Raw genomic sequence first — 26,634 nt, forward strand, 5'->3', positions numbered from 1 at the left:
TTATTGAAAAAATTTATGAATATAAGCTTCTGTGATAAGCGTTTTTATGTAGGTTGCATATACTGATATCAAAATCACGACGTCAAAAAAAGGAGAGATAGAGATGGCAAGAAAAAAACAACCTAAATACAACGTAGGGGACATAGTCGTGATTACGCTATATGGAACCGTTGGGAAAATCACAAATATGAAGGTTTTAGATGGAGTTTATGTATACGAAGTCAATAATCACGATGGATTTTACGTAGAGCAAACATTGCAGCACGTTACAGAGCAAGATATGAAAAAGGGCGATACGGAGTGGATTGAATTAAATTATAATTTCACGTTTGGTGATCTTGTGCAAGTAACTGGATATGATAAAGATGTTTTCCGTATTGTTGGTTTTCGTACAGAAGTATGGAGATATAAGAATGACGCATGGGAAGATACAATTTATGAATTGTCACGGATTACGGATGGTGAATGGTTAGAAGCGGATGAATCAGATTTAACGTTACTCGCCAATGCTCAAACGGCAAATGCAATTTTGAAGAAAATGAAACAAGATAAAGCAGGTATGAATAAATTAGATTTAGGAAAGTTAAAGTCAATTAACAACTCGAAAAAAGTGAGTGTTAAGACGAATCGTCAAGAAATCATTGATGGATTACTTGATATTTATAACGATTATCAATTATTGTTCGATACATTTAAAGATGAAGAATATAAAATTGTAATGGATGTTGTTCATAATTATTTAGTTAAATTGACAGAGAAAAAATAGTTAACTAGAAAGAGAGAATAAATTGAACAACAACATATGCAGTATAAGGTATGCCTACAACTATTAAAAAAATAAAAAGCCACTTTATAAGAGAGTCTGCCCATTGATCTTCATGCATGAACTCTTCTTTTGTTTGTCCTACTTCATATTGATTTTCCATTATTATTTCCCCCTTTGAATAGCTTGTACTACAATCGTATGCATCTCGTCCAAAGCTTATGACCTATAAAAAAATAAAATCTATTTTTCTAATCTCATATACATAATTTTGAGATTTTTTCATAAAACAGAAATAAAGGAGTGATGCTCATGAAGGAAATTGAAGTCGTGATTGATACGGAAGAGATTGCGGAGTTTTTTTATGAGCAACTAATTGAAAGAGGGTACGTCCCAAAACGAGAAGAAATTGAAGATCTCGCAGATATTACATTTGAGTATTTATTAGAGAAATGCATGATTGATGAAGTTTTTGATGAAGAGGATGAATGAAAGTAACGACGGGCATAACTCGTCGTTTTTTACTCTTTACAAACCTGTCACAAATATAGTCAATAATTATTGGTATAATGAAAAGGAAATTTTACTCAAGAGGTGAAGGAATGTTCAAAAAAATTATTGATTCTTTATTAGGAAAGAAAAAATATCGTTCGTATTCAAGTAGTGATTATCGTCGTAGAGGGCGCTCGTATTCAAGTAGCGATTATAAACGACGTTCATCTGGTTATGGACATCAACATTATAAAAGAAAACGTAAAAGCCGTAGCTTCTTTTCAAGTAGCTGATGAAATGGCGTCGTGTACTAGCATTATTTGATAGACCACTGCGAAAAAATACAATTGTTGCAGAGCGTTATAAAATTGAATCAGTAATTGGAATGGGCAGTTATGGGGTTACATATGTCGTTAATGATTTACAAATAAATAGATATAAAGTCTTAAAACAATTAAGACAAAGTAAACAAAGATATGAGTCTGGTAGAAAATCATTTGAACAAGAGAAAATGATTTTACAAACATTAAATCATCATGCAATTCCTAGTCTATATGATCATTTCCTATGGGAGAAAAAGAGCTTCTTTGTGATGGAGTACATGCCTGGTAAAAATTTTGAAGATTATATTTTCATAGATGGGTATGTATATACAGAACGCGAAGTTTTTGAGATTTTATATGAAATATTAGAAATTGTATCGGTGTTTCATAGTGAAGGCATTATTCATCGAGATTTACGCATTCCAAACATACTAATGAAAGAAAATCAAATTAGTATTATCGATTTTGGATTGGCTAAATGGAAAGGTGAAGATGATGAGCGAGCTACAACTTACGAAGGTGAACAAGCTTTGATGCGAGAAGTTCACTTTCGTAGCGACTTTTATGCGCTCGGTCATTTCTCATTATTTTTATTATATGCAGGATATGAATCTAATGAAAAACAGGAAAAACCATGGTACGAAGAATTAACTTTGGAACATTATAATCGTGAAATGCTTATGCGAATGTTACAAATAAAAACGCCGTACTATGAGAATGTACAAGATTTAAAACAAGATGTAGCTTCTGCTTTAGAAAGGATGGAGACTCCATGTTTCAAAAGTTTTTAGCAAGCGTTGGTATTGGAAGTGCAAAGGTAGATACTGTTCTTGAAAAAGATGAGTATATTGTTGGGGAAGAAATAGTTGGAAAGGTTCATATAACTGGAGGTTCAGTTAGCCAACAAATTGAAAGCATTTACTTAACATTATCGACGTCGTATGTACGAGAAGTGGATGATAAAAAAGTAACAGCAACATATGATTTAGAGCGAGTACGCTTAACAGAACCTTTTTCTGTAGAACCGAATGAAAAAGTTGAAATTCCATTTTCTTTTCCAATGCCAATTGAAGCACCACTTACACTTGGTATGAAAACGGTTTGGATTCATACAGGTCTTGATATTAAACATAGTATAGACCCAAGTGACCGCGACTACGTTCAAGTGTTACCCAATGCATTATTAAGTAGTGTTTTAGATAGTGTAAATGAATTAGGGTTTAAAGCACGTCATATAGAATGTGAAGAATTACCGCATCGATTACGTAAGCAAGTTCCATTCGCACAAGAATTTGAGTTTATTCCGGTTTCTGGAGAGCATTATGGGAAATTAGATGAATTAGAATTATTAATCTTGCCACGTGCATACGACCGACTAGAAATTATTATGGAAGTAGATAGAAAATCCCGTGGTTTAGCTGGATTATTCGCTGAGGCGCTTGATCTTGATGAGAAGGTGATTCGTTTTACCGTAACAAGAGAAGATATCCCTGAGATGAAGCAAAAAATTAATAATTATATTTTTTAATAAACTATGCATAAAAAAGAAATGGAGAGGAAAACTAAAACAACCGCTCCATTTTTTTGCATAGTGAGGTTATGTATGTGAAACGATATCGACATTTATACTTGCTAAGTTTTACGTTACTCATTTGTTTTGTCGTATTATCACTTTCGTATCATACCGCTTGTATTGAGAACTTTGACAATATAGTCGCACATTTTATTCAAAGCTTTCGAAACGATTATTTAACGACCTATTTTACTTGGGTGTCTTTTATCGGTTCCAAAAGAATATATTTTCCATTACTCATTATTCTTGTAATGTATTTTCTCGTTAGAAAAAAGTTGCTTAGTGCGTTACTTCTAACAATTAATTACTACGGATCTCGTTATTTAAACAGTATGCTTAAACTATGGTACGAACGAGCAAGACCTGATGTTACGCAGCTTGTTACTGCAACTGGATATAGTTTTCCGAGCGGTCATACGATGAATGCTACTGCTTTTTTAGGATTTATTGCATACGTCACAATTACTGAAGAGCGTATTTCGTTGCATAAAAAATTGTTAATTATTCTTATAGCAAGCTTTGTTGTATTATCTATTTCAGTTAGCCGAATATATCTTGGCGTGCACTATCCATCTGACATATTAGCAGGATGGGCAGCTGGCGGTAGCTGGCTCGTTTTATGTGTTATATTCCATAAAACGTTCATAAAAAAAGAACCTATGTCATAATAGGTTCTTTTTTCATTGGCTCAACATGAATGTGTGCATGGTAAATTCCAAATTTTTTGCGCAGCATAGCTTCGATGTTGTCGGTAATACAGTGACTTTCTCCAACATCCATGCGAGCATCTACTTCAATTGTAATATCAACGTACGTTTGATTCCCATACATACGTGCTCGAATATCTACAATGTTTTCCACACCGCCAATATGCTCAATAGCATCAGCGTATTCTTCCATTTTATCAGGATCAATTCCATCTGTTAGCATATGAGAAGATTCTACGAAAATCTCCCATGCAGTTTTACAAATAATAAGACCGACAATTAAAGCGGCAATAGGGTCTAAAATAGGCATTTGGAACTGAGAACCGACAATACCTACTACGGTACCAATGCTTACGAGTGCATCTGATAAATTATCCTTTGCAGCGGCTTCTAATGATTTACTTTTTGTTCGTGCTGCAATTTTTTTCGTATACAAATACACGCAGTACATAACGACAGCAGAAAATAAAGCAACCCATGCAGCGAGTACATTAGGCGCTGCTTGTTTCGGATTTAAGAAAGATTGAATGGCACTAATAACAACTTCTAATCCGACTGTTGCCATAATGAAGGACGCAACAAGTGATGCGATTTGTTCGGCACGCGAATGCCCATACGGATGATCTGGGTCACGAGGTTTACGAGATATTTTTAGACCAATTAATATCGCTAAAGAAGCACCGATATCCGTTAAGTTATTTAAACCGTCAGCGCGTAATGCGCTAGAGAGGGTAATATAACTGATGATGATTTTCATAGAGGATAAAAATATGTAGGCCATAATGCTGACAATAGCACCTTTATCAGCTTCTTTATGAGAAAGAGTATCCATTTTAATCACTCACCTTTCTTTAAAGGAATTTCTTTCTATAAATAGAGTATCAAACGAAAGTCGTGTGGGTCTATACAAACATTGTTGACGTTTTATAGCTTTTTAAGAAGGGGATAACAAAGTTTCGTAAAGGAAAAATATGTTGAAAAGTACAAAGTCAAGGTGTGAACCTAATTGGAGTTTATTTACTAAAGAGATAGGAGGGTAGATGGATGAGGAAACGAATACTTTTCTTACTACGTATTATTCTTATCATGACAAGGTGTAATTCATTAAACGATGAAAAAATTCAAAAGATAATTGTGAAAATAGATGAAAACCCTCTGAAAAATATTTTCCAGAGGGCTTTCATTTTAGTATGCTTCTAAAAACTCAGTAACTTGCTCTTCTGTTTTTGCATTAGCACTATGTAAGTGGCCTAGCTTCTCACCGTTTTGGTATACAAGTAAACTTGGAATACCCATTACTTGATACTCTTCAGCGATACTTGGAAACTCATCTTTATTGATAGAGTACCATTCAAATTTATTGAACTCTTCCATTACATCTCCGATAAAGTTGTCCATACGTACGCAATCTGGGCACCATGTAGTAAAGAACTTAACAACTACAGGCTCCTCGCTTGCGATGATGTCTTTGAATTCTTGTTCTGTTTTAATTTCTTTCATAAGTAAAACTCCTTTCAATATCACACGAATTTATATGCAAAATTCGTATTTGCAAACATGTTGCAAACTTATTATTTGTTTTTTAGTTTTGTAGTTCGTTCACACTTATAAAATTGTATGTAACATGACTGCGCTACTAAGTGTGAAAATAACGAAACCTCACTTTTCTTTATAAGCTTTTTCCAGGATTGTGTCAAACTTTTGAATTTTATACAGAAATTAAAGAAGCCCACACTTTGATTGAGTATGGGCAGAGGGACTAAAATTAATCGCTTATTAATTTCGAATAGATATTTAAATCGATAAGCTTTCCAGCTGATTTTTCGCTCTTTCTCAGAGTACCTTCAAAAGTAAAGTTTAATTTTTCTAATACTTTTATGGAATTTACATTTGCAGGTTCAACTTTTGCTTCAACACGATTTAGTTTTAGATGTGTAAAAGCATAATCTAATAAAGAGGATATTGCTTCAGGTGCATATCCTTTACCCCAAAATGTTTTTGAAATATCATAGCCAATCTCAGTCTTTGAGTTTTCAAAATCTAAGGAATTATAGCCACATGAACCGATAATATGATTAGATTCTTTTTCAATAATAGTAAAACGTATAGCTTTATTATTTTGAGCGAGTTCGTTAAGGAATTGAATCATATCTTTTGCCTGGTTCTCATCAGTGAAATTACTTATATTCATGAATTTAGTAACATCAGGATCAGACCATATTTTAAACATACTTAGTGAATCAGATGCTTTCATTTTCCTTAAATATAATCTCTGTGAGTGTAGTTCTGTAATCAATACTTTTACCTCCGTTATGTTGTAATGATAGGTAGATTAAAAATATTGATATCTGCGCATAAGTCAGTCCCTTCTAGATTAATTAACTTTTATTATACAAGAAAATTACTACATTGAACAAAGGCGTTAATTGGAGGTAACGAAATGACAAACTCATCAATTGAATATTGCGTTCAGTGTGATTAAGAAAGTGGTGTATAAAGATGGGACGAGATGAGAGTTACTTCCAAACTAAAAAAAGAGTAGATAATTTAAAAACATTTTACATTCATTTAACCATCTACATACTAGTCAATCTGATGCTTTTTTTACTTTTTAAGTAGTGAATTAGCTATTTTTTATTTTAATTACAAAAATTGAATAAGGTTAGAAATTATATGGTTGTAATGGGAATTAAGGGATATGGATAAAAAAAATTATCCCGCTATTTGTCGGGCAGTAAGATCCAAACCTCAAAATTCAGCGGAAGCAAAGAAGTTAGGTGGAGTCGGGCTGCCCGTAAAAGCCCGATTGGTGAGGGCTGATTAAAGTTTCACTTTATTAGGGATTTGCCTTAAACATTTATTACAGTCAAGAATATTTATAATAATATGAACTAAAAAAGGTCCAATTTTTGTAATGTTGGAGGGGATTATTGTGGACATAACTCAAAGCGTATCAAGAATAGTGGTTAATGGGAAAGACCTTTCTTTCACTTCAGTTCAAACCTCTGCATGGAATCATGGACCTGTAAATGATTTAATCGTTACGACGAATCAGAGAGTGAATGAGCTTTATCAATTCATGTGGTCACAAGTACCGGTTACGATTTCGGTATATTTCCTTCAAGGAGCGGATTTACTTAGGTTCGTTAGGGTTGCGGGAATTAATGAGCGCGTAACAGGAGAATATGTATATCATTTCATTTGGTGATAAGATGGAGTCAAAGTAGTCTAGCAGCTACTTTTTTATTTTGTCATTTGAATATAAGCGAGCGAACTAGCTTTATAGTACCCACTGAAATAAAGAATCATAATATAATTTGTAATGACTTATACGGAAGTGAGTTGAAAATCATGTTTTATTCATATTTTAATTCTGAAACTGGTATGCGACCAGCGTATGGTACATCTATAACGTATAGTGGAGCACAAAGTACAGTCCAAGCTATTCAACAAGCATTGCAAATGCAACAACAATTGCAAATGCAGCAGCAAGGTGTACAACCGTATTATTCATCCGTAGAGTATTTTTACCCAGTACATCAAGTTACACCGTACGGAAGTTCTTTTCTGACTATTCCATATGGGACTGTATACAACTTATAACTAGTAAGGAATGAAGTGGTGTATATAAATAAGGGTGCAGGTTAATAGCGCCCTTATGAATAATAAAAATAGCTAGTCCAAACCTTATAAATCAATCTTACATAATATATAGTAATAAGTTTGAAAGGGGAATCAGTATGTCTTGTTATTACTACTGTAAGTATTGTAAGGAGTATAAAAATAAGCATCATGATTGTTGTAAGAACACTAGTAAGTGTCATGATAACAAGGACAATCTTGTTAGAGCATCGGCATTTAGAGCTAGAAATACTGTGAATCAAAATGTTCCTGCTAATACTTTTGTGAAAGTGTTATTTCAAAATGAACAATTTGATTTAGCGAATGAGTATAATCCAGCAACATCTATTTTTATGCCGAAGACTAAAGGTGTATATTCTATTATTGGAACGATTGGTTTCTTTCCAAACGATCCAACTTTAAATTATAGAGCGCGTGTAGAAATTCGTGTGAATGGAAACGCAGCGATAGCTATAGATAATGACTTTTTTGGTCCAATAAGTTTTGGAAATGTCGTAAGTGTTTCGACGATTGTTCAATTGAATGCAGGGGATGAAGTTGAGATTTATGCACAAAGTAGTATAGATGGAGTTTTAAGTCCTTTAGAAGATGGTGCACATTTTGAAGCAGCAAGATTTCCTTCTCCAATTAAATAAAGTCATTAAACAATGAGTTTGCAGAAGCTTAAAGGTAAACCCTCACCGAAATGGTGAGGGTTTTTTAATCTATTAAAAATAGTAACAGGTCGTCCAAGCTATTCTAATCTATATAGCATACTATGTAAAAATAAGTGTAAAGGGGGACTCACTATGTCTTATTATTACTGTAAGTATTGTAAAGATTACAAAAAGGAAAGTCATGATTGTTATAGGAAAAGTAGTAAATGTGATAGGAAGTATGTAAAGGTGAAGTGTTGTGATGATAAGAAAGAGGAGCTTGTAAGGGCATCGGCATTTAGAGCTGTGAATACAGTTAATCAACCTGTTCTAGCAAATACTCCTGTTAAAGTATTATTTCAAAATGAACAATTTGATCTAGCGAATGAATATAATCCAGTAACGTCGATTTTTACTCCGAAAACTAGAGGGGTATATAGTGTATTAGGAAATATAACATTTTCTCCAAATGATTTTAATGTAAATTACAGAGCTAGAGTAGAAATTCGTGTAAATGGCAATCCGGCAATAGCGATAGATAATGATTTCTTTGGAACAGGAGTATTTTTTAATAATGATGTTTCCGTAACTACTATTCTTCAATTAGAAGCAGGAGATTTAGTTGAAGTTTTTGCAGAAAGTAGTATTGCTGGCGTAATTGTACAAAATGTTAATGGTGTAAATACGGTTCACTTTGAAGCGGCAAGATTTCCTTCTCCAACTAAATAAAACTGATTATTAAATGTTTTTTAGTAGGTTTAGTTAATCCCCTTACCAAATGGTGGGGGATTATTATTGTTTTTCTAAAATATATAAGTAAATAGGTAAAGCGTAGTTTAATTTGTAGGGGCTTCAACCTTCTTCAGATAATAAACAGAATAATAAGTAACATGCTTGTAAAAACGCATTGTTAGTAAGTTTACTAGTTTTCTTATAGAACAAGAAAGACGGAATACATAAAAGATCGTATCATTATGTTTTTTCTTTACCATATAGAAATTATATATTGAACATAGATTTGTGTAGGGAATGCTAATACACTGAAAAGAATAGCATAAAGGCGATTACACTATATAAAAACAAAATCAATCCTAAGATGAGTAGTATTGGATGCAACTTGAACATATTTGACCTCCTTGAGTATATAAAGAATTTTAATATATTGTTGGTCAATTTAGAAGGGGAACGGTTACATAAAAAAAGAGCATACATAAAAAGTACGCTCCAAAGAAAGATAGGTTTTATGAGTGGATAATCTCCATACGATAATATATGTTCTTTTCATAAAAACGTGTAAAAAATCAATGAATTATCAATGGAATATCATAACATGAGTAATTTTAGTCTAGGAATGCAGTTATTTTCTTTCTCGGTTATTTTAGGTAATAAAGTTGTGAAAATCGTGCATTATGCGGACTAACAACGGGATAGCGATCGTACTTCCGTTACATATTTCTGAAAGTCTGGGTATTGCGTGATAGTTTGACATTTAGGGGTGCATAGTTGATTAATTATAGACACATTTGTAATTACTTCGTTACAAGGACCGAAAAATGTAATTTTTAGCTTTGAATTTGGTGGGATTTTGAACACGATAGGTTTTTTTTCCATGAAATCAGCTCCTAATATTGAGTATTATAATTTAATGGATATAGAGTCGTATTAGTATAATATGAAATTTCAGTGGATTTGCTTATAATAAAGAATTTTATAGTAGTAAAAGTGCTTAAAGATGTAAAGGGGAAATTGAGAATGGAAAATAAAATGTTTAATTAATATAATCAATAAATACGCAAATGGTTAATATAACTAATGCATTTTTTTGTTTGTTACATATTATGTTAGTAAGAATGGTATAAGGGGGTAGTATAAAATAGTGGAAGAAAATGTACAAGCTCAGCTTTCGCCACCGTGGATCACATATTTTAATGAATTAAAAAATTCAATAGGTGCTGATCCAACTGTTACAGTTGGGCCGCTTATTCCTGTTGGTGGTAATTATATTATTTTAGTGCATGCGTTAAGCAACGAAAAAGCGAGAGCATTAGCAACGCTTTTAAAATCTTTTGTACAATTTGGGAATGTAAGTGTGACAGTTATTGTAACGAATAATGAGAATGAAATTGTAAATCCATTTCCTTGTCCACTAGATGCATTTGAAATAGCTCATTTATTTCAAGTAGCACTAGAAAATAATCCTTATTTTGAACAAGTTGTGGTACAGCCTCAGTTCCCTGGCGGACCGAATGTTGTTTTTCCGGTTTTCGCTGCGGAAGTCATTCAGTTTTTCAATGACGATATTTCTAACTTATGTCAAACGTTTACAGGTGTTGCTGCCAATGTGTTTCGTGATGTAATGAATGATGAGGTTTGTGGTATCCCAATTCTATTTTCCACAAGTTGTGTTATGAGCAGTGAAAACTCACAATTACAAAATACAGATTTAGCACCAAAGTTGTTTTATTAAACTGTAAAAAGACATTTTCAGTAATAGAAAATGTCTTTTTTATGCACCAATAGTGTTCAGGTTGGAAAATTGCAATTTAATAGGAGTAAACTTCAATTAATTAAAATTTTTCTAAATCTCAAATTTCATGTAGAGGTAGTAATTTTGACTTAAGAATATATAGAAAATGAGGGATGAAATTTTTTAGTTGAAAGGAAATCGATACTGAAAGTTATAATTTAATAATACAGGAGATTTTTTTTAATATCTGTAAAAATGATTGATAGGACGAGATTACATAATAAATGAATAGTAGGGTATATTTCGAATGTTTTATGTGGCATACATGTTAAAGTTGATAGAAATATTTCTGAAAGAGAATATATTTTGAAAAACAGTAAAGATTCTTTTTATTTATATTATAGATAGCTAGTTTTAGAGAGAGGAGGCTTGCAATAAAACAAGCTATGAATAAGACATTCAAAAGGAGCTGGAATGTATGGGGTATATTGTAGATATTTCAAAATGGAATGGAACTATTAATTGGGATATTGCAGCATCTCAGCTAGATTTAGTGATTGCTAGAGTTCAAGATGGCTCTAATACGGTGGATTTTATGTATCAAAATTATGTTAGTGAAATGAAAAAGCATAGTATCCCATTCGGTAATTATGCTTTTTGCCGTTTTATATCTATTGCTGATGCAAAGAAAGAGGCACAAGATTTTTGGAATCGTGGTGATCAATCTGCTAAGTTTTGGGTAGCGGACATAGAAGTTCAAACGATGGTAGATATGCAAGGCGGGACACAGGCATTTATTGATGAATTACGCCGTTTAGGTGCGGAAAAAGTAGGATTATACGTAGGGCATCACACGTATTTATCATTTGGAGCATGTAATATTGAAGCTGATTTCGTATGGATCCCTCGTTATGGAGGGAATAAGCCAGCATATCCATGCGATATGTGGCAATATACGGATTCAGGGAATGTTCCTGGGATTGGGAAATGTGATCTGAATCGATTAGTAGGAAATAAGTCACTTTCTTGGTTTATAGATTCCAACAAAGCAAATCAATCTAACATAGTGTATACACAGCAACCGAATGGCATTGGTATTGCAGTTTCGAAATATCCTGATGGATACGGAATAAATTTATATGAAACTCCCATGACCCCTCAATTTACAGGTGCACTCACTCAGAAAATTCCATATTTAATCTTAACAGGTTATTGGGGAGGCGGTGAGCAAGATATGATTTGTTTAGAGACCGATAAGCAGTGGGCATATTTAAAACATTTTAATGTGAAATGGTTTTATGCAACTTCGAAATATCCTGTCGGTTACGGAGTAAATTATTATGAAGAGCCTGAATGTATGAATTATAAAGGGAATATAGATGGATCGACATCTTTTCGAGTGTGGGGTAGAGTGGGAAATGCGGTAGATATCGGGCAGAATAGTTGGATACCTGAAAAACATGTAATTATTAAGTAACTATAGCGGCAGTATTGTTTTTAAGGAGTATGTAAAGAGTCTTCTTACTATACATAATAGTAAGAAGACTCTTTACGTTTAAAAATGAAAATACATGATACATAGTCTACTCATATGAAATGAATTACATGTAGAAAACACACTGTTTTCACAATGACTGTGTATAGTTAATTTGTATAATGATAAAAGTGAGGTATTTGAATTGAAAAAGAAAAAAATATTTATTGGAACAATTATTTCATGCGTGATGCTAGCATTATCTGCATGTGGTTCCTCAGACAACGTAGTAACATCAAAAGTAGGGAATGTTACAGAGAAAGAATTAAGTAAAGAATTACGACAACAATATGGAGAAAGTACTTTATATCAAATGATGTTAAGTAAGACATTGTTAGATAAATATAAAGTTTCAGATGAGGAAGCAAAAAAGAAAGTAGAAGAAGCAAAAGATAAAATGGGTGAGAACTTTAAATCGACTTTAGAACAACTTGGATTGAAAAACGAAGATGAATTAAAAGAAAAAATGAAGCCAGAAATTGCATTTGAGAAAGCGATTAAAGCAACAGTTACAGATAAAGATGTGAAAAATAACTATAAACCAGAAATGAAAGTAAGTCACATTTTAGTGAAAGATGAAAAAACGGCTAAAGAAATAAAGGAGAAAGTAAATAATGGTGAAGATTTTGCTGCCTTAGCAAAACAGTATTCAGAGGATACTGGTTCAAAGGAACAGGGCGGGGAAATATCTGGTTTTGCTCCTGGGCAAACAGTGAAAGAATTTGAGGAAGCTGCGTATAAATTAGATGCAGGCCAAGTAAGTGATCCGGTTAAAACAACTTACGGTTACCATATTATTAAAGTGACGGATAAAAAAGAATTGAAGCCATTTGATGAAGTAAAGGATAAAATTCGTAAAGATATAGAACAACAAAGACTACAAGATACGACAGGTAAATGGAAACAACAAGTAGTCAATGATTTATTGAAAGATGCTGATATTAAAGTGAATAATAAAGAATTTAAAGATACATTTAAATTTCTAGAAAAGAAATAATGACTGTAATCATAATTAGAAAAGGGAACTCATATAGAGTTCCCTTTTCTAATTAGTGTGTGAGTTATAAATAGATAGTAAGACAATACAATATTACATTTAAATATTAAGAATTACAATGGAAAATTATGGTTTATAATTATTTCAACGAAAGTGGATATTCTACGGTTTTCATTATGCAAGTTTATTACATATATTTACTCTTTAATAATGAATATCGAACATAATTTAAAAAATAATACATATAATGTTTTTGAATAAATATTTAACATGGATAATTAGTAAAAAGCTGAGCATTCGATTGGAAAGGATGTTCTTTTTGTTGTGAAAATTTTAGGATAAAGAATGAATCGTTTTAAACGCATCATTTACCACATCAATAAATTAAGGTGGGGAGAATATATGAAAGTAATCTTTCAAGGAGAGGGCGGAGCGAAAATTTTTGAGTCATATGATGAAAATATAAGTGATTTATTAGTTATATTAAAAGAAACGAAAGGGATTAAAATTGGGATGGTTGAGTATAAAGTGTTAAAGTACGAACTTAATTATTTTCGTCATCCGAAAAAAGCGGATACAGAGAGAGAGTTACATATAATAGTACAACCTAAGTATATGTAATAAAATATAATAATAAAAATCACTGATTCAGTTTTGTAAAGTTCCATAGAGTATGTAAGAAAAGAGAGTGTTGTAAATGCTCTCTTTTCTTATGCTTTGTGAGTTCGTTCATCATAGTATATGTTTTCAGTTATAGATGGTTAATAAACGATAAAAATTTAAAACTTTTTCGTTTAGGCAGGGATTTTATATTTGAGTAAATAAATATACTATGAAGTATTTTTTATACGAATATTGAAGGAGTATAAAATGAGTTTAGCAAGTTACATAGGCTGTAATGTAGAAATTCCGTTAACGGATCCAGATTCTAATGATGTAATTGTTTTTGGACCGTGTTTTTCAGATGAAAGTATGCTTGAAATTGTACAAGATTATCAATTCCAAACAAATTACACATATGAGGTTTCAACTAATTGGGGAATTGAACTTGTCGAGTGGCAAAATGTAAAGGAAAAAAAAGAAGCGAAAGAAAAACTTTTAACTTTATGCAAGATTATGGAAAGTTATTTGGAAGATGGAGACTATTTCGAATTATTTAGTTGTTGGGTTGGTGATGAAGATAAGGAACGAGTAGGGGAATTGAACTTAAAAATAAATCATTTTAATATAGATGAATTATGTATTCCAGAAAGAACATTAGTTAGGATAGAAAAATAAGCTTTGAATATTTTTTAGAAAAAGGCGATTTCACTTTGTGTGAAGTCGCCTTTTAGTTTTTATATGCATTTTATATAAGAAATGAAAAGTTTATTTGATAAAGGAAAAAATATGGAGATAAATAAAATTATGTTTTTTGTTAAGAAATAATAAGTATAGCTCTTCTCAAAGGAACGTAAGTTCGTGTATAATAAGAACGAATGTTCTTTTGAGAGGTAACCTAATTATAGTTTAGAAGTAAATTCGAGTTTAGTAAGTATTAAAAATAACTAAGGGATAGCATGAATAAATAAATGTATAAATGATCAAGGAGATAAAAAATGAACGATGTAAAGATACAAAAAGAAGAAAGAGAGTGGGTTCCGTTTACAGTAATGTCCGAACAACTTTTAAATATGAGAAAGATTATTGGAGAGAAATTAAAAGTACAAAAACCGCTTTTAACAAATGAAGCAAAAGAGAGGATTTCTGATAAATTATTAACGTCATTACTGTCTGAGAAAGAAATATTGGTAACATATTTTGAAGATGGTTACATATTAACAAGCTACATGACTGTTGTACATATCAATCCGGTAAAACAAATTGTAATTTGTACAGACGCCTTTTATAAAACTTACGTATTTAACGCTATGGATATTATTGAAATAATGTAAAAGAAGCTGAATATTTAAATGGCAGCTTTTTTTATTTCTGATTTATGAGACAAATAATATAAGAAAAAGCAGCTAGCTTTGTGCTAGCTGCTGAGCCCCAGGGAAAGGGAGAAAAAGATAGGGTACTCCAAAATCGATAAGAGCTGTCAAACAGCCTGATTATAGTATAGACAAATTAAAATTTTCTATACAAAAAGTTGAACATAAGATTAGGCTGTACCCACTTGGTTTTGATCTGCAAGGTCAGAATCAAATGTATTGGTCGCGCTAACACCGCTAAAAGTATTAACAACAAAACCAACGTTTGATGCGCCGGAACCATTATAAGCTTTCGTATTTTCTTTCGGAGAAACGTTGTAGAAATCACCTAAGTTAAATGATCCATTACTATTTTGTACAACTAAATTTCCTACAACTGATGGCATAATTTTCACCTGCTTTATAATAAGTTGTTAACATTACTATATGGAGTTATAGTCCAGATGGTTCATATAATAAAAATTGTGGAATAGTAAAACGTTTGGAGCATGGATTTCAATAAAAGTGTGTTAAAATTAATATAATAAAGTTGAGTAATTTTTTAAAAAAATTTGTATAATCGATATATATGAAAATAAAGGAGGCAAAATGTAATGAAAGATATTATGAAAAAAGTTGATTTAACAGATGCCAAATCAAGTAATCTTGTTGCACTAATTTATAGTAATGAAGTTATATTAGTTGAAGACGCATTTTGTCCAAATGAAATAAAATTAAAGTTTAATGAAATTGCAATTTTATCTGCAATTAAAACAGCTCATATTGCGAAAGTGTCTATTAGGAAAGAACTTGAAGCGCTTTTTCATGATACGGGTGTTATATTAGTGAAACAAAATGTTGATTATGGTAGTAGCCAATCTATTACCATGCATTTTGAGCAATTTAAAAAGTTGCAAGATGAGATTGAACATTTAAATAAAAGTATGTAATAAAGCAGCTAAATAAAGGTTCTATCATAAAGGTGGAATGTGTTGTGTTGAAAAAGTGGTTTAAAAATTATTTGGGTGAATCGCATTGTAAACATAAATATGTTTTTATTAAGATGCAGGATAATGAGGATTTTAAAAAAGGTACATTAGGTGTAGTTTATATTTACCAGTGTGAGAAATGTGGAAAAGAGAAGTTGAAATGTAAAAACAATAATGAAATAAACAATGAATTTTTAGATATATAGCAAAAAGTAACCATGATGGTTACTTTTTTGGTTTATGTATACAATATCAAAACCATTACTAAAGTATGAGTTGAGTTGATACTATAGTAAATCGCTGAATAAAAATGAAGAGAGTAAGATATAGGAAAGGAGGATGAGAGAAATGAAGCGAAAAGAAATTAGTAAATCTGTAATTATTACAGGCGTGACACAAGGGTTAGGGCGTGCGATGGTTGATCGATTTCATGAATTAGGGTGGAACATATATGGTTGTGGACGTTCAAAAGATAAAATTGAAGAACTAAAAAAACAGTACAGTAAAATACATGATTTCCAAGTAATTGATGTTTCAGATTCTCAGCAAGTTAACAATTGGGCAAATTATATACTTAATACACATACAGCTCCCGATATGATAATAAATAATGCATCGATTGTAAATCAAAATGCACAACTTTGGAAAATTACGGCTCAAGAATTCGAAAATGTAATGAATGTAAACGTGAATGGTGTAGTAAATGTAATAAGAGCATTTGTTCCAGCGATGGTAGCTAGGAAAGAAGGAATTATCATTAATATGAGTTCTAGTTGGGGGAGAGAAGGTGAGGCTGAGCTTGCGCCATATTGTGCCTCGAAATTTGCTATTGAAGGTATCACTAAATCTATGGCCCTGGAATTACCCCATGGCATGGCTGTAGTTGCTTTAGATCCTGGAGGGAGTATTAGTACTCCAATGCTGAAGTCATGTGCGCCACAATATATAAATGAATCGCCTACACCTGAAACTTGGTCACATAAAGCAATTGAATATATATTGAATATAACAATAGATAAAAATGGAGATTCATTGACATGCCCAGCATGCATATAAAAAGCACCTTTAAGGTGCTTTTATATTAGTAGCACATTATATCATTCACAAAATTACATCTAAAAAATAAAATAAAAGATTAAGGGTGAGATTTGTTTGTTTTGAAAGCTTTAGAAAATATTTAAATAGGTGATAAAAATGAATCCAAGCAGTTTAAAAGTGACAGGGGCATGGTTTCAAGTGGGAGGGAATCTTACAGCTGCTATTGGAACGACAAGAGGATTTATTGGAGAAGAGAAAGTTGAATCGGATCTTGTTATTGTAGGAAGCTCATTACAAGCCCTCGGATATATATTACAAATCATTGCGAGCAATTATGATGATGGGGAAGAAAAAAGAGAAAATCAAAATATAGGCTTAGAGAATCAAAGTAAATTACTTGATCAAATAGGAATTGAGTTATTAGCATTAGGCAATATATCAAATGTAATAGGAACATATTTTAATATAAATGAACAATTGAAAGAAAATGATTATCTTATCATTACAGGGAACAGTTTACAATCGATCGGTGCTTTTTTAGGAGTAGAAGCAGCTTTGTTGGATATAAATGTATTACAGAAAATTATTATACTGGGTAACTCCATGCAAAGTTTAGGGGCTGGATTACAAGCGTATCAAGGTGTTTCAAATGTATTGAAAGATGAGAGAGAAAATGAAGATAGTATTTTTGATAAGAAGGATGAGAGAATCATTGCACTCATTGGTATTTGGATACAAGCGATAGGAACGTTAATTTCTGCAATTGGAGTAACTGCAATAGAGGAAGAAAATAGGCTAGAAAACAATAAAAAGTCTGAAATACTTATTTAAATAGAAGGAGATACATTGATTTTAGAGGTAGGTTAAGATTAAAATGGTAGTAGGTTTTTTTGCGTATATTTTGAAAAGTGATATATAAAATACAAAATAAGGAGTTTTCAAGGGATGATGTATTTATTAGCAATTCTTCTTCCACCTGTTGCTGTATTATTTTGTGGAAAACCAATTCAGGCAATCATAAATTTCATATTAACATTAATATTTTGGGTTCCAGGAGTTATACATGCAATTCTTGTAGTGCATGATAAAAAAGCTGATCGGCGTTTGAAAAAACAAATTCAAGCATATGATGAAATTAATAAGAGGAATCGAAGATAATTCATCTGCAAAATGTTTTTAAAAGAAAGGAGGATTAACCTCCTTTCTTTTTTAGTGGGTGTTAAGTTTAGATTTTTGTGTGGCGGAAAGAATTTTTAATGTAAGTATTATGATAATAACTTTTAGATTGTGCATGTAATAGGCCAGTATAAATACTTTCTGGTACATTAAAGAAATCGTACATACCATTCTTTAATTGGATTCGCAAAATCATAGAAAAAGGATTATAACCAACAGCAACTATATTTTTTGAAATTACGGGAGATAGCTTCATCATTACGCAACTCCTCACTTTTTATTTTTAATACTTTTTTGTAGATGTTGAGGTTGTGATGTTGAAATCCTTATAATTTAAGAGGTATTATACTTATATGCAATATATTAAATGTTTGTTATACGTAATTATAAGGAAGTTCACACGAAGTACATATCGTTGTGCTATTTTTATTTCACCTTTGATTTATAAATAAGAAAATATTGACCATTTGAAAAAAAGGTATATTATTTATACGAGGTATTAAAAATTCACTTTTTACATTCTATGCTTCAAGGGGCAGCGTTATTAGGAAAAATAGAAGTGAAAATAGTTTGTATAAGAAGTATTCTAAAATTTATAATCTGTGAATTGGGAAAATATTGAATGCTCCAGGTCAATATACTTTCTTAATCAAATTTATTTTAGAAAGTGACCTCAATATTTTTAAGTAAATCAACGGGAGAATTGAAAGGCAGGAGAAAGTAACATGTCAGAAAATTATCGTTCTCGAGAGGAACGACGACAAGTTAAAAAGAAAAAACAACCAGCTTCTAAAACACAAAAGCCAAAAGGTAAAACATCATTCTTTCGCAAGTTTTTAATTACTTGTTTATTACTTGGTATTGTTGGTTTAGTGGCAGGGGTTGCTACCTTTTTCGTAATGATTAAGGATGCACCAAAACTTGAGAAAGCAAAACTTGTTAATCCGTTATCCTCAAAAATTTATGATAAAAACGGGGATTTGGTATATGAATATGGAAAAGAAAAAAGGACGAATGTTACGTATGAGCAAATACCTAAATTAGTAGAAAATGCATTTTTAGCGACAGAAGATTCACGTTTTTATGAGCATAGCGGAGTAGATTTTAAAGGTACTGCCCGTGCTGTTCTAGTAAGTCTTAAAGGGGATTATGGTTCTCAAGGTGGAAGTACGATAACACAGCAAGTTATAAAAAACTACTTCTTATCAATGGACAAAACACCAAAGCGTAAGGCGCAAGAAATATATTTAGCTTATAAGCTAGAACAACAGTATTCAAAACATGAAATATTAGAGATGTACTTAAATAAAATTAACTTAGGAAACCGTTCATATGGGATCGCAACAGCAGCACAAAACTACTATGGTAAAGAATTGAAGGACTTAACATTACCAGAAGTTGCGATGCTTGCAGGTTTACCGAAAGCACCGAATAACTATGATCCAACGAAAAAAGAAAATGTTCAAAAAGCAACAGAAAGAAGAAATGTTGTTCTAAGTTTAATGAACCGACATGGATATATAACAAAACAGGAAATGGAAGAAGCATCAAAAGTTGACGTAGAAAAGGGGCTTAAGCCTGCAGCTCAACTACAAACAATGCCATACCCTGCATTTATGGATGCAGTTGTGAAAGAAGTAGAAAAAGAATTACCAGATGCTAATATCGGTTCTGACGGTTTAGAAATTTATACAACGTTAGATCCGAAAGCACAGAAACTTGCTGATAATATTTTAAATAATAATATCATTGATTATCCGAACGATAAATTCCAAGGTGCATTCACATTTATGGATACGAAAACAGGAGAAGTTCGTGCTATAGGTAGTGGCCGTGGAGAAAATAAAGCTGTATTTAAAGGGCATAATATGGCAATTGAATTAGATCGTGCAGCTGGTTCAACGATGAAGCCGATTTTCGACTACGCTCCTGCAATTGAATATTTAAAATGGGCTACGTACCATCAAATTGATGACTCTCCATTTAAGTATTCAACGGGACAAGAAGTACGAAATGCAGATAGAAGTCATATGGGTCCAATTACAATGCGTGAAGCATTAAAAATGTCGCGTAATATTCCTGCAATTAAAACTGCAAAAGAAGTAGGGATTAGTAAATCGAAAGAATTCTCTGAGAAACTAGGTATTACATTTAATACAGCACCGACAGAATCGACAGCGATTGGTACAAATGAAGTATCGCCAACTGAAATAGCGGGTGCTTATGCGGCATTTGGTAATGAAGGTAAATATACGAAACCGCATTTTGTTAAGAAAGTCGTTTATCCAGACGGTAAGTCACAAAGTTTTGGACAAAAACCAAAACAAGTTATGACAGATTCTACAGCATACATGATTACTGATATGCTTCGTTCTGTAGTTACATCAGGTACTGGTACATCGGCAAATGTAGGCTCTTTAGATGTAGCTGGTAAAACGGGTACGACAAACTATTCATCAAAGCAATTAGCTCAATATAAAATTCCAGAAAGTGCAACTCGTGATAGTTGGTTCGCTGGATATACACCGCAATATACGATGGCAGTATGGACTGGGTATATGAAAGATGGTAAAGACGAGTATATTAGTAGTAAAAATACGAAAATTGCACAGTTGATCTTTAAAGAAATGATGAGCGAAATGGCTACAGATAAATCACGCTTTAAAATGCCAAGTAGTGTTATTCAAGAAGGTAGTGAGCTACGTATAAAAGGTGAAAAACGTGATTCATCGCCAAATACTAGCGTACCGGATACAACGGAGCAACCAAAACAAGATCAACAGCAAAAAACTGAAGAAGAGAAAAAGCAAGAAGAATTAAAGAAACAAGAAGAACTGAAAAAACAAGAAGAACAAAAGAAACAAGAGGAACTTAAGAAGCAAGAAGAACAAAAGAAACTAGAAGAGCAAAAGAAACAAGAAGAACAAAATAATGGAAATGGCCAAGGAACGACACCTCCAGCAAATAACGGAGGAGGTCAAGGAAATACGACACCTCCAGCAAATAATGGAGGAGGTCAAGGAAATACGACACCTCCAGCAAATAATGGAGGAGGTCAAGGAAATACGACACCTCCAGCAAATAATGGAGGAGGTCAAGGAAATACGACACCTCCAGCAAATAACGGAGGAGGTCAAGGAAATACAACTCCACCAGCGACCACACAACCAGAGACTGGCGGTAATGCAGGAGAGACCCCTGCTAATAATGGGCAATAAGAAAAATTTATAAAAAATATTAAAAAGCACTTAAGATTTGTGAAAATTACAATCTTAAGTGCTTTTTTCGTTTAAATGTAGTAGCTATGAAATGATGTGTTTTAAATGTTAAACGTACCATAAAAATTTTGAAAATAAATTGATGGGAAATGATAAAAGACTTGAGCCTGAGGTAGTGGAGCGTGGCTAGGATGATAAAAGGTAGTGCTACTTGGATGGGCACCATGATGCCAAAATGAAGGGGTAGCTTGACCTGGTGATTGGTATTGTTGCCAAATTGCTGGAAGTTCAATGCCGACATCGGAACTTGCTGTATGAACGGCGGGGGCATGTATTTCGGGTATCGAAGGAACCGCGACAGTTACTCTTGATGATAATACCCACATAAAATAATCACTCCTAAGTTGTGATAATAAATTAGTATATTCTTTTCACACGTATAAAGGTACATATATAGGACTTTCGTTTAAAATATGCGTACAAAGTCTTAAGACTAATGTAAGCTGATGGTGGACTATTTAATATGAAAAGATACGTCTATTTGCGGAGGGAAAAGAGATAAAAAAAATATACAATGAGGGTGTTAATCGTAATATTTTACGAGTGTATGGAGGTATTTTTATGGAACGATTATGGACGAAATCATTTATTCAAATGACTTTCGCAATGTTATTTTTATTTACAGGATTTTATTTACTTGTTCCAACGCTCCCGCTCTTTATTAAAGAGATAGGTGGCAATGAATCGCAAGTTGGACTTATGATGGGGATGTTTACAATAGCTGCTGTTGTAATACGACCGATTATTGGAGGAATGTTAGATCAATATGGTAGAAGATCCTTTATTATTTTCGGACTCATCTTTTTTGGCTTAACGATGTATTCCTATAATATAGCATCGACTATTGTCCTTTTAGCTGTTTTACGTGTTATTCACGGAGTAACATGGGCTGTTTCTACAACAGCTGTTGGAACAGCAATAACGGATATTATTCCAGATTCACGCCGCGGTGAAGGTATGGGTTGGTACGGGATGGCGATGACAATTGCAATGGCGATCGGACCTATGATTGGATTATGGGTTGTGCAAAATTATTCATTTGATGGTCTATTTTTATTAGCGACGTTGTTATCTTTTATGGCAGTCGTATTATCATTAATAACGAAGATCCCATTTACGCCACAAAAAGAAAAAGGGAAAATTCAGCTATTTGAGAAATCCGTATTAACAATCACGATTGTAGTATTCTTTTTATCGTTTGCATATGGAGGAATAACAACCTTTTTACCGTTATTTGCATCATCAATTCATGTAAACCCGGGAACTTTCTTTCTTGTATATGCAATTGCATTAACAATTGTAAGACCAATTTCAGGGAAACTATTAGATAAGTATGGAGAAGTATTCATTATACTTCCAGCATTATGTATTACTATTTTAGCTATAGTTGTTTTAACTATTTCAAATGGTTTGATAGGTGTAATTATCGCAGCAACATTATACGGTATTGGATTTGGTTCAGCGCAGCCAGCTTTGCAAGCGGCAATGCTTACAATTGTCGATCCGAGTAAAAGAGGAGTTGCAAATGCTTCATTTTTTACAGCGTTTGATTTAGGAATCGGGTTAGGTGCTATTTTACTTGGAGTTGTTTCACAAATGTTTGGTTATCGTATTTTATTTTCAGGGAGTGCAATTTCAGCATTGATAGCCTTAATTATTTTCGTCTTCTTTGTAAAACAACGATTAGGAAAAAAAGAGTTTGCGTAAACTGGAGGAATAAAGATGAGAATTTCAATTGATCGTAAAGCTCTGCAATGGTTCCAGGAAGAATTACGTATAAAGCACGGTGAATCTGTACGTTTTACTGTAAGGTACGGAGGGGATAGTTCAATTCAGCCCGGATATTCTTTAGGGGTTGTTGCTGAGAAACCCGATGGCGAAATAGTGTCAGTTGAGAAGGAAGGTATTATATTTTTTGTAGATTCTGATGATCTTTGGTATTTTCAAAACTATGATTTATTTGTAAGTTATCATGAGGAAATGGAAGAAATTCAATTTAATTATGTAAAATAATAACTTTATTAAAAATGAATAAGTTTTATATAAAAATTATATTTAAGAGATAGTGAAATAAATATCATATAGTAACGAGCTGTATTTATGTACAGCTCGTTTTTTCTATTTCTCAAATAAAATTAGAATAATTGTATATTTGGCGGTGTTATATGAAAAATCTTTATATCTTGTTTTTGAAAATACGCAAAGAAGTCTATCCTTTCTTTATAAAATATAAGAATTATTTTCAAAAAATTGTATTGTTACAGTAAGAAAAGTGTAGGAAACTTATCATTATAAAATAAATTGAAATCTTCTAAAAACTCTGATACATTGAAATAGAAATGTAGTTTCACAATATTGTAAAGGCTTACAGTTATGTGCACGAAGATCTATTAGGATTGGAGGAAATAATGATGAAAGCTGAAGAGAAATTTTCCCCGGGATTAGATGGTATAGTGGCAGCGGAGACGAAAATCTCGTTTCTTGACACAGTAAAAGGTGAAATTGTAATTCAAGGGTATGACTTAATCGAACTCTCAAAAACAAAAGAGTATTTAGACATTGTGCACCTTTTATTGGAGGAACACCTACCGAATGAAGATGAAAAAGTAACACTTGAAAAGAAATTAAAAGAAGAATATGCAGTACCAGAAGGTGTATTCAACGTACTAAAGGCATTGCCTAAAGAGACGCATCCCATGGATGGATTACGTACAGGTGTGTCAGCGTTAGCTGGTTACGATAATGATATCGAAAACCGCTCGTTAGAAGTGAATAAAAGCCGAGGGTACAAGCTGTTAAGTAAAGTGCCAAACATTGTAGCGAATAGCTATCATATTTTAAATAATGAGGAGCCAATTGAACCTCTTAAAGAATTATCTTATAGTGCGAATTTCTTCTATATGTTAACTGGTAAAAAACCAACTGAACTTGAGGAAAAGATCTTTGATCGTTCCCTTGTTTTATATAGTGAGCATGAAATGCCAAACTCTACATTTACAGCTCGCGTTATTGCATCAACACAATCAGATTTATACGGTGCTTTAACAGGTGCAGTTGCATCTTTAAAAGGAAGTTTACATGGCGGTGCAAATGAAGCGGTTATGTACATGCTTTTAGAAGCTGGTAATGTTGAGAAATTTGAAGAGTTATTACAGAAGAAACTATATAACAAAGAAAAAATTATGGGCTTTGGACACCGTGTTTATATGAAGAAGATGGATCCAAGAGCACTTATGATGAAGGAAGCTTTAAAACAGTTATGTGATGTAAAAGGTGATTATACACTATATGAAATGTGTGAAGCTGGAGAAAAGATTATGGAAAAAGAAAAAGGAATTTATCCAAATCTTGATTATTATGCAGCTCCAGTATATTGGATGCTAGGTATTCCAATTCAACTTTACACACCAATCTTCTTTAGCTCTAGAACAGTGGGGTTATGTGCGCACGTTATTGAGCAACATGCAAATAATCGTTTGTTCCGTCCACGTGTAAATTATATTGGCGAGCGACATGTACTTAGTAAATAAGAACAACTGGGGAGTTGTTAGCGCCGCCCGCCAGATGGGTGTTTGACCGACACCCATCATTAATAATAACGAATTTTCGACAGAAAGGGAAGAATAGCATGATTAAAACAAATGAAATTAAGCAAAAAGATGCATTATTAGAAGAGATTACCGATTATGTATTAAATAAAGAGGTTACTAGTGCAGAAGCATTCAGTACAGCTCGTTACGTATTACTTGATACACTTGGATGTGGAATTTTAGCACTGCAATATCCAGAATGTACGAAATTACTAGGACCAGTTGTGCCAGGAACAATCGTGCCAAATGGTACACGTGTACCAGGTACGTCTTATGTACTAGATCCAGTAAAAGGTGCATTTAATATCGGATGTATGATCCGTTGGTTAGACTATAACGATACTTGGCTTGCAGCAGAGTGGGGACATCCATCTGATAACCTAGGCGGAATTTTAGCAGTTGCAGATTATATTAGCCGTGTTCGTATTTCAGAAGGAAAAGAAGCTTTAAAAGTACGTGAAGTATTAGAAATGATGATTAAAGCACATGAAATTCAAGGCGTGCTTGCTTTAGAAAACAGCTTAAACAGAGTTGGTCTTGACCATGTATTATATGTAAAAGTAGCAACAACTGCAGTAGTTGCGAAAATGCTTGGCGGAACACGTGAAGAAATCTTTAATGCATTATCACATGCGTGGATTGATAATTCTAGTCTTCGTACATATCGTCATGCTCCAAATACGGGCTCACGTAAATCATGGGCTGCAGGTGACGCAACGAGCCGCGGTGTTCATCTTGCAATGACTGCTCTAAAAGGTGAAATGGGTTATCCAACAGCATTATCTGCGCCAGGATGGGGATTCCAAGATGTATTATTCAATAAACAAGAATTAAAATTAGCAAGACCACTAGAGTCATATGTAATGGAAAATGTATTATTTAAAGTGTCATATCCAGCAGAATTCCATGCACAAACGGCTGCAGAATGTGCAGTGAAGTTGCATCCGGAAATTAAAGAGAGATTAGATGAAATTGACCGTATTACAATTACAACTCATGAATCAGCAATTCGTATTATTGATAAAGAAGGTCCATTAAATAACCCAGCTGATCGTGATCATTGCTTACAATACATTACGGCAATTGGTTTATTAAAAGGAGATATCGTTGCAGACGATTATGAAGATGCAGTAGCAAACGATCCACGTGTAGATGAATTACGTAATAAGATGGTTGTTGTTGAAAACAAACAGTACAGTTTAGATTACCTTGACCCGAACAAGCGCTCAATCGCCAACGCTGTTCAAGTTCACTTTAAAGATGGCACAGTAACAGAAAATGTGGAATGTGAATATCCGCTTGGTCACCGCTTCCGTAGAGACGAAGCAATTCCAAAAGTTGTTCAAAAATTCACTGCAAATATGGCAGGTCATTATTCTAGTAAGCAACAAGAACAAATTCATGAAGTTTGTTTAAATGAAGAAAAACTAGAAAATATGAATGTAAACGAATTTGTAGATCTATTCTTAATTTAATAA

At 32.9% G+C, this 26,634-nt stretch carries 34 protein-coding genes and 1 pseudogene; 27 read left to right on the top strand and 8 right to left on the bottom strand.

Annotation, left to right across the window (positions count from 1 at the left end; genetic code table 11):
- The first annotated feature begins 103 nt into the window (after window positions 1–103).
- Window positions 104–766, top strand: a complete 663-nt coding sequence (locus V7S45_RS11105) for a hypothetical protein (RefSeq protein ID WP_000101499.1) — start codon at window positions 104–106, stop codon at window positions 764–766.
- Between the two features lie 4 nt (window positions 767–770).
- On the opposite strand, the gene V7S45_RS11110 is transcribed toward V7S45_RS11105, so the two are convergent.
- Complete coding sequence (locus tag V7S45_RS11110; protein WP_000431486.1) at window positions 771–926, bottom strand: DUF3930 family protein; 156 nt, start codon at window positions 924–926, stop codon at window positions 771–773.
- A 149-nt stretch (window positions 927–1,075) separates the two neighbouring features.
- Between V7S45_RS11110 and V7S45_RS11115 the strand changes: the two genes are divergently transcribed.
- From V7S45_RS11115 to V7S45_RS11135, 5 genes are all read left to right on the top strand, one after another.
- The gene (locus V7S45_RS11115) at window positions 1,076–1,255 is read left to right on the top strand and encodes a YozD family protein (protein WP_000658451.1); all 180 of its coding nucleotides are present in this window, start codon (window positions 1,076–1,078) and stop codon (window positions 1,253–1,255) included.
- Window positions 1,256–1,365: 110 nt separating this feature from the next.
- Window positions 1,366–1,548, top strand: coding sequence for a hypothetical protein (locus V7S45_RS11120; RefSeq protein ID WP_000473371.1), 183 nt, complete (start codon window positions 1,366–1,368; stop codon window positions 1,546–1,548).
- Entirely contained in the window at window positions 1,548–2,369 is an 822-nt protein-coding gene (locus V7S45_RS11125; RefSeq protein WP_000872063.1) for a protein kinase, read from the top strand. The genes V7S45_RS11120 and V7S45_RS11125 overlap by 1 nt, the downstream gene beginning before the upstream one ends.
- Window positions 2,351–3,106 (top strand): sporulation protein, encoded by a 756-nt coding sequence (locus V7S45_RS11130; RefSeq protein ID WP_000486622.1) that lies wholly within the window; start codon window positions 2,351–2,353, stop codon window positions 3,104–3,106. The genes V7S45_RS11125 and V7S45_RS11130 overlap by 19 nt, the downstream gene beginning before the upstream one ends.
- 77 nt (window positions 3,107–3,183) lie before the next feature.
- The gene (locus V7S45_RS11135) at window positions 3,184–3,819 is read left to right on the top strand and encodes a phosphatase PAP2 family protein (RefSeq protein WP_000833370.1); all 636 of its coding nucleotides are present in this window, start codon (window positions 3,184–3,186) and stop codon (window positions 3,817–3,819) included.
- Here the strand turns inward: V7S45_RS11135 and V7S45_RS11140 are convergent.
- The 3 genes from V7S45_RS11140 to V7S45_RS11150 form a co-directional block, all read right to left on the bottom strand.
- Window positions 3,809–4,690: a cation diffusion facilitator family transporter gene (locus V7S45_RS11140; protein WP_000380385.1), complete on the bottom strand. Its 882-nt coding sequence runs from the start codon at window positions 4,688–4,690 to the stop codon at window positions 3,809–3,811. The two genes, V7S45_RS11135 and V7S45_RS11140, sit on opposite strands and share 11 nt — an antisense overlap.
- Window positions 4,691–5,043: 353 nt before the next feature.
- Window positions 5,044–5,358, bottom strand: coding sequence for a thioredoxin family protein (locus tag V7S45_RS11145; protein ID WP_000658787.1), 315 nt, complete (start codon window positions 5,356–5,358; stop codon window positions 5,044–5,046).
- Between the two features lie 265 nt (window positions 5,359–5,623).
- Window positions 5,624–6,154 carry a GNAT family protein gene (locus tag V7S45_RS11150; RefSeq protein WP_000627261.1) on the bottom strand — a complete coding sequence of 177 codons (531 nt, stop codon included), beginning with the start codon at window positions 6,152–6,154 and terminating at the stop codon, window positions 5,624–5,626.
- 203 nt (window positions 6,155–6,357) lie between these two features.
- On the opposite strand from V7S45_RS11150, the pseudogene V7S45_RS11155 reads away from it, so the two are divergent.
- The 5 genes and pseudogenes from V7S45_RS11155 to V7S45_RS11175 all read left to right on the top strand — a co-directional run.
- Window positions 6,358–6,468, top strand: a pseudogene (locus tag V7S45_RS11155) (2TM domain-containing protein); the annotation flags it as partial.
- Between the two features lie 322 nt (window positions 6,469–6,790).
- Window positions 6,791–7,066 (top strand): hypothetical protein, encoded by a 276-nt coding sequence (locus V7S45_RS11160; protein WP_000355695.1) that lies wholly within the window; start codon window positions 6,791–6,793, stop codon window positions 7,064–7,066.
- A gap of 143 nt (window positions 7,067–7,209) precedes the next feature.
- On the top strand, window positions 7,210–7,461 hold the full coding sequence (locus V7S45_RS11165) for a DUF3947 family protein (protein WP_000500098.1): 252 nt from the start codon (window positions 7,210–7,212) through the stop codon (window positions 7,459–7,461).
- 137 nt (window positions 7,462–7,598) lie between these two features.
- Window positions 7,599–8,135, top strand: coding sequence for a hypothetical protein (locus V7S45_RS11170; RefSeq protein ID WP_002182716.1), 537 nt, complete (start codon window positions 7,599–7,601; stop codon window positions 8,133–8,135).
- A 153-nt stretch (window positions 8,136–8,288) separates the two neighbouring features.
- Complete coding sequence (locus V7S45_RS11175; RefSeq protein WP_000122943.1) at window positions 8,289–8,864, top strand: hypothetical protein; 576 nt, start codon at window positions 8,289–8,291, stop codon at window positions 8,862–8,864.
- 687 nt (window positions 8,865–9,551) lie between these two features.
- Here the strand turns inward: V7S45_RS11175 and V7S45_RS11180 are convergent.
- A complete protein-coding gene (locus tag V7S45_RS11180; protein WP_342761808.1) occupies window positions 9,552–9,746 on the bottom strand; it encodes a hypothetical protein in 195 nt (64 codons plus the stop codon).
- 265 nt (window positions 9,747–10,011) lie between these two features.
- Here V7S45_RS11180 and V7S45_RS11185 point away from each other — a divergent pair, with 265 nt between their 5' ends.
- The 6 genes from V7S45_RS11185 to V7S45_RS11210 all read left to right on the top strand — a co-directional run bounded on the left by V7S45_RS11185 (window position 10,012) and on the right by V7S45_RS11210 (window position 15,067).
- Complete coding sequence (locus V7S45_RS11185) at window positions 10,012–10,602, top strand: hypothetical protein (protein ID WP_000392281.1); 591 nt, start codon at window positions 10,012–10,014, stop codon at window positions 10,600–10,602.
- 478 nt (window positions 10,603–11,080) lie between these two features.
- Window positions 11,081–12,079 (top strand): glycoside hydrolase family 25 protein, encoded by a 999-nt coding sequence (locus tag V7S45_RS11190; protein ID WP_342761809.1) that lies wholly within the window; start codon window positions 11,081–11,083, stop codon window positions 12,077–12,079.
- Between the two features lie 202 nt (window positions 12,080–12,281).
- Entirely contained in the window at window positions 12,282–13,133 is an 852-nt protein-coding gene (locus tag V7S45_RS11195) for a peptidylprolyl isomerase PrsA (RefSeq protein ID WP_000727354.1), read from the top strand.
- A 402-nt stretch (window positions 13,134–13,535) separates the two neighbouring features.
- Window positions 13,536–13,754, top strand: coding sequence for a hypothetical protein (locus V7S45_RS11200; protein ID WP_000864275.1), 219 nt, complete (start codon window positions 13,536–13,538; stop codon window positions 13,752–13,754).
- Between the two features lie 249 nt (window positions 13,755–14,003).
- The gene (locus tag V7S45_RS11205) at window positions 14,004–14,411 is read left to right on the top strand and encodes a hypothetical protein (protein ID WP_000050503.1); all 408 of its coding nucleotides are present in this window, start codon (window positions 14,004–14,006) and stop codon (window positions 14,409–14,411) included.
- 320 nt (window positions 14,412–14,731) lie between these two features.
- Window positions 14,732–15,067 carry a YolD-like family protein gene (locus tag V7S45_RS11210; RefSeq protein WP_002024004.1) on the top strand — a complete coding sequence of 112 codons (336 nt, stop codon included), beginning with the start codon at window positions 14,732–14,734 and terminating at the stop codon, window positions 15,065–15,067.
- Window positions 15,068–15,276: 209 nt separating this feature from the next.
- On the opposite strand, the gene gerPF is transcribed toward V7S45_RS11210, so the two are convergent.
- The gene (gene gerPF, locus V7S45_RS11215) at window positions 15,277–15,492 is read right to left on the bottom strand and encodes a spore germination protein GerPF (protein ID WP_001141569.1); all 216 of its coding nucleotides are present in this window, start codon (window positions 15,490–15,492) and stop codon (window positions 15,277–15,279) included.
- A 207-nt stretch (window positions 15,493–15,699) separates the two neighbouring features.
- On the opposite strand from gerPF, the gene V7S45_RS11220 reads away from it, so the two are divergent.
- The 5 genes from V7S45_RS11220 to V7S45_RS11240 all read left to right on the top strand — a co-directional run bounded on the left by V7S45_RS11220 (window position 15,700) and on the right by V7S45_RS11240 (window position 18,270).
- The gene (locus V7S45_RS11220) at window positions 15,700–16,035 is read left to right on the top strand and encodes a hypothetical protein (protein ID WP_000651907.1); all 336 of its coding nucleotides are present in this window, start codon (window positions 15,700–15,702) and stop codon (window positions 16,033–16,035) included.
- 44 nt (window positions 16,036–16,079) lie between these two features.
- Window positions 16,080–16,280 carry a hypothetical protein gene (locus tag V7S45_RS11225; protein ID WP_000915148.1) on the top strand — a complete coding sequence of 67 codons (201 nt, stop codon included), beginning with the start codon at window positions 16,080–16,082 and terminating at the stop codon, window positions 16,278–16,280.
- Window positions 16,281–16,422: 142 nt separating this feature from the next.
- Window positions 16,423–17,130: an SDR family oxidoreductase gene (locus tag V7S45_RS11230; RefSeq protein ID WP_000823062.1), complete on the top strand. Its 708-nt coding sequence runs from the start codon at window positions 16,423–16,425 to the stop codon at window positions 17,128–17,130.
- Window positions 17,131–17,268: 138 nt separating this feature from the next.
- Entirely contained in the window at window positions 17,269–17,943 is a 675-nt protein-coding gene (locus tag V7S45_RS11235; protein WP_001070038.1) for a hypothetical protein, read from the top strand.
- Window positions 17,944–18,057: 114 nt separating this feature from the next.
- A complete protein-coding gene (locus V7S45_RS11240) occupies window positions 18,058–18,270 on the top strand; it encodes a YqaE/Pmp3 family membrane protein (RefSeq protein ID WP_000990233.1) in 213 nt (70 codons plus the stop codon).
- 67 nt (window positions 18,271–18,337) lie between these two features.
- Here the strand turns inward: V7S45_RS11240 and V7S45_RS11245 are convergent, their stop codons facing one another.
- The gene (locus tag V7S45_RS11245) at window positions 18,338–18,547 is read right to left on the bottom strand and encodes a KTSC domain-containing protein (RefSeq protein ID WP_000977081.1); all 210 of its coding nucleotides are present in this window, start codon (window positions 18,545–18,547) and stop codon (window positions 18,338–18,340) included.
- 466 nt (window positions 18,548–19,013) lie between these two features.
- Between V7S45_RS11245 and V7S45_RS11250 the strand changes: the two genes are divergently transcribed.
- On the top strand, window positions 19,014–21,506 hold the full coding sequence (locus V7S45_RS11250) for a PBP1A family penicillin-binding protein (RefSeq protein ID WP_001293963.1): 2,493 nt from the start codon (window positions 19,014–19,016) through the stop codon (window positions 21,504–21,506).
- A gap of 101 nt (window positions 21,507–21,607) precedes the next feature.
- Here the strand turns inward: V7S45_RS11250 and V7S45_RS11255 are convergent, their stop codons facing one another.
- Window positions 21,608–21,892, bottom strand: a complete 285-nt coding sequence (locus tag V7S45_RS11255; RefSeq protein ID WP_000270101.1) for a hypothetical protein — start codon at window positions 21,890–21,892, stop codon at window positions 21,608–21,610.
- A gap of 235 nt (window positions 21,893–22,127) precedes the next feature.
- Here V7S45_RS11255 and V7S45_RS11260 point away from each other — a divergent pair, with 235 nt between their 5' ends.
- The 4 genes from V7S45_RS11260 (at window position 22,128) to prpD (ending at window position 26,631) form a co-directional block, all read left to right on the top strand.
- A complete protein-coding gene (locus V7S45_RS11260; protein ID WP_000440662.1) occupies window positions 22,128–23,273 on the top strand; it encodes an MFS transporter in 1,146 nt (381 codons plus the stop codon).
- Between the two features lie 15 nt (window positions 23,274–23,288).
- Complete coding sequence (locus V7S45_RS11265) at window positions 23,289–23,579, top strand: iron-sulfur cluster biosynthesis family protein (RefSeq protein WP_001222842.1); 291 nt, start codon at window positions 23,289–23,291, stop codon at window positions 23,577–23,579.
- 395 nt (window positions 23,580–23,974) lie between these two features.
- On the top strand, window positions 23,975–25,096 hold the full coding sequence (gene mmgD, locus V7S45_RS11270) for a citrate synthase (RefSeq protein WP_002041090.1): 1,122 nt from the start codon (window positions 23,975–23,977) through the stop codon (window positions 25,094–25,096).
- 98 nt (window positions 25,097–25,194) lie between these two features.
- Window positions 25,195–26,631 carry a 2-methylcitrate dehydratase gene (gene prpD / locus V7S45_RS11275; protein WP_000598123.1) on the top strand — a complete coding sequence of 479 codons (1,437 nt, stop codon included), beginning with the start codon at window positions 25,195–25,197 and terminating at the stop codon, window positions 26,629–26,631.
- Window positions 26,632–26,634: the final 3 nt, after the last annotated feature.

It is taken from the genome of Bacillus sp. BR3(2024) (genome assembly GCF_039134555.1).
Lineage (GTDB): Bacteria > Bacillota > Bacilli > Bacillales > Bacillaceae_G > Bacillus_A > Bacillus_A cereus.

Bases quoted from the DNA above. Each gene is read 5' to 3' on its own strand.
- V7S45_RS11265 (WP_001222842.1), top strand. From the start codon at position 23,289: ATGAGAATTTCAATTGATCGTAAAGCTCTGCAATGGTTCCAGGAAGAA.
- V7S45_RS11255 (WP_000270101.1), bottom strand. From the start codon at position 21,892: ATGTGGGTATTATCATCAAGAGTAACTGTCGCGGTTCCTTCGATACCC.
- V7S45_RS11250 (WP_001293963.1), top strand. From the start codon at position 19,014: ATGTCAGAAAATTATCGTTCTCGAGAGGAACGACGACAAGTTAAAAAG.
- V7S45_RS11125 (WP_000872063.1), top strand. From the start codon at position 1,548: ATGAAATGGCGTCGTGTACTAGCATTATTTGATAGACCACTGCGAAAA.
- V7S45_RS11245 (WP_000977081.1), bottom strand. From the start codon at position 18,547: ATGATGAAGCTATCTCCCGTAATTTCAAAAAATATAGTTGCTGTTGGT.
- V7S45_RS11210 (WP_002024004.1), top strand. From the start codon at position 14,732: ATGAACGATGTAAAGATACAAAAAGAAGAAAGAGAGTGGGTTCCGTTT.
- mmgD (WP_002041090.1), top strand. From the start codon at position 23,975: ATGATGAAAGCTGAAGAGAAATTTTCCCCGGGATTAGATGGTATAGTG.
- V7S45_RS11120 (WP_000473371.1), top strand. From the start codon at position 1,366: ATGTTCAAAAAAATTATTGATTCTTTATTAGGAAAGAAAAAATATCGT.
- V7S45_RS11170 (WP_002182716.1), top strand. From the start codon at position 7,599: ATGTCTTGTTATTACTACTGTAAGTATTGTAAGGAGTATAAAAATAAG.
- V7S45_RS11105 (WP_000101499.1), top strand. From the start codon at position 104: ATGGCAAGAAAAAAACAACCTAAATACAACGTAGGGGACATAGTCGTG.
- V7S45_RS11180 (WP_342761808.1), bottom strand. From the start codon at position 9,746: ATGGAAAAAAAACCTATCGTGTTCAAAATCCCACCAAATTCAAAGCTA.
- V7S45_RS11240 (WP_000990233.1), top strand. From the start codon at position 18,058: ATGATGTATTTATTAGCAATTCTTCTTCCACCTGTTGCTGTATTATTT.
- V7S45_RS11130 (WP_000486622.1), top strand. From the start codon at position 2,351: ATGTTTCAAAAGTTTTTAGCAAGCGTTGGTATTGGAAGTGCAAAGGTA.
- V7S45_RS11175 (WP_000122943.1), top strand. From the start codon at position 8,289: ATGTCTTATTATTACTGTAAGTATTGTAAAGATTACAAAAAGGAAAGT.
- prpD (WP_000598123.1), top strand. From the start codon at position 25,195: ATGATTAAAACAAATGAAATTAAGCAAAAAGATGCATTATTAGAAGAG.
- V7S45_RS11165 (WP_000500098.1), top strand. From the start codon at position 7,210: ATGTTTTATTCATATTTTAATTCTGAAACTGGTATGCGACCAGCGTAT.
- V7S45_RS11110 (WP_000431486.1), bottom strand. From the start codon at position 926: ATGGAAAATCAATATGAAGTAGGACAAACAAAAGAAGAGTTCATGCAT.
- V7S45_RS11190 (WP_342761809.1), top strand. From the start codon at position 11,081: ATGGGGTATATTGTAGATATTTCAAAATGGAATGGAACTATTAATTGG.
- V7S45_RS11145 (WP_000658787.1), bottom strand. From the start codon at position 5,358: ATGAAAGAAATTAAAACAGAACAAGAATTCAAAGACATCATCGCAAGC.
- V7S45_RS11235 (WP_001070038.1), top strand. From the start codon at position 17,269: ATGAATCCAAGCAGTTTAAAAGTGACAGGGGCATGGTTTCAAGTGGGA.
- V7S45_RS11230 (WP_000823062.1), top strand. From the start codon at position 16,423: ATGAAGCGAAAAGAAATTAGTAAATCTGTAATTATTACAGGCGTGACA.
- V7S45_RS11205 (WP_000050503.1), top strand. From the start codon at position 14,004: ATGAGTTTAGCAAGTTACATAGGCTGTAATGTAGAAATTCCGTTAACG.
- V7S45_RS11115 (WP_000658451.1), top strand. From the start codon at position 1,076: ATGAAGGAAATTGAAGTCGTGATTGATACGGAAGAGATTGCGGAGTTT.
- gerPF (WP_001141569.1), bottom strand. From the start codon at position 15,492: ATGCCATCAGTTGTAGGAAATTTAGTTGTACAAAATAGTAATGGATCA.
- V7S45_RS11200 (WP_000864275.1), top strand. From the start codon at position 13,536: ATGAAAGTAATCTTTCAAGGAGAGGGCGGAGCGAAAATTTTTGAGTCA.
- V7S45_RS11260 (WP_000440662.1), top strand. From the start codon at position 22,128: ATGGAACGATTATGGACGAAATCATTTATTCAAATGACTTTCGCAATG.
- V7S45_RS11140 (WP_000380385.1), bottom strand. From the start codon at position 4,690: ATGGATACTCTTTCTCATAAAGAAGCTGATAAAGGTGCTATTGTCAGC.
- V7S45_RS11220 (WP_000651907.1), top strand. From the start codon at position 15,700: ATGAAAGATATTATGAAAAAAGTTGATTTAACAGATGCCAAATCAAGT.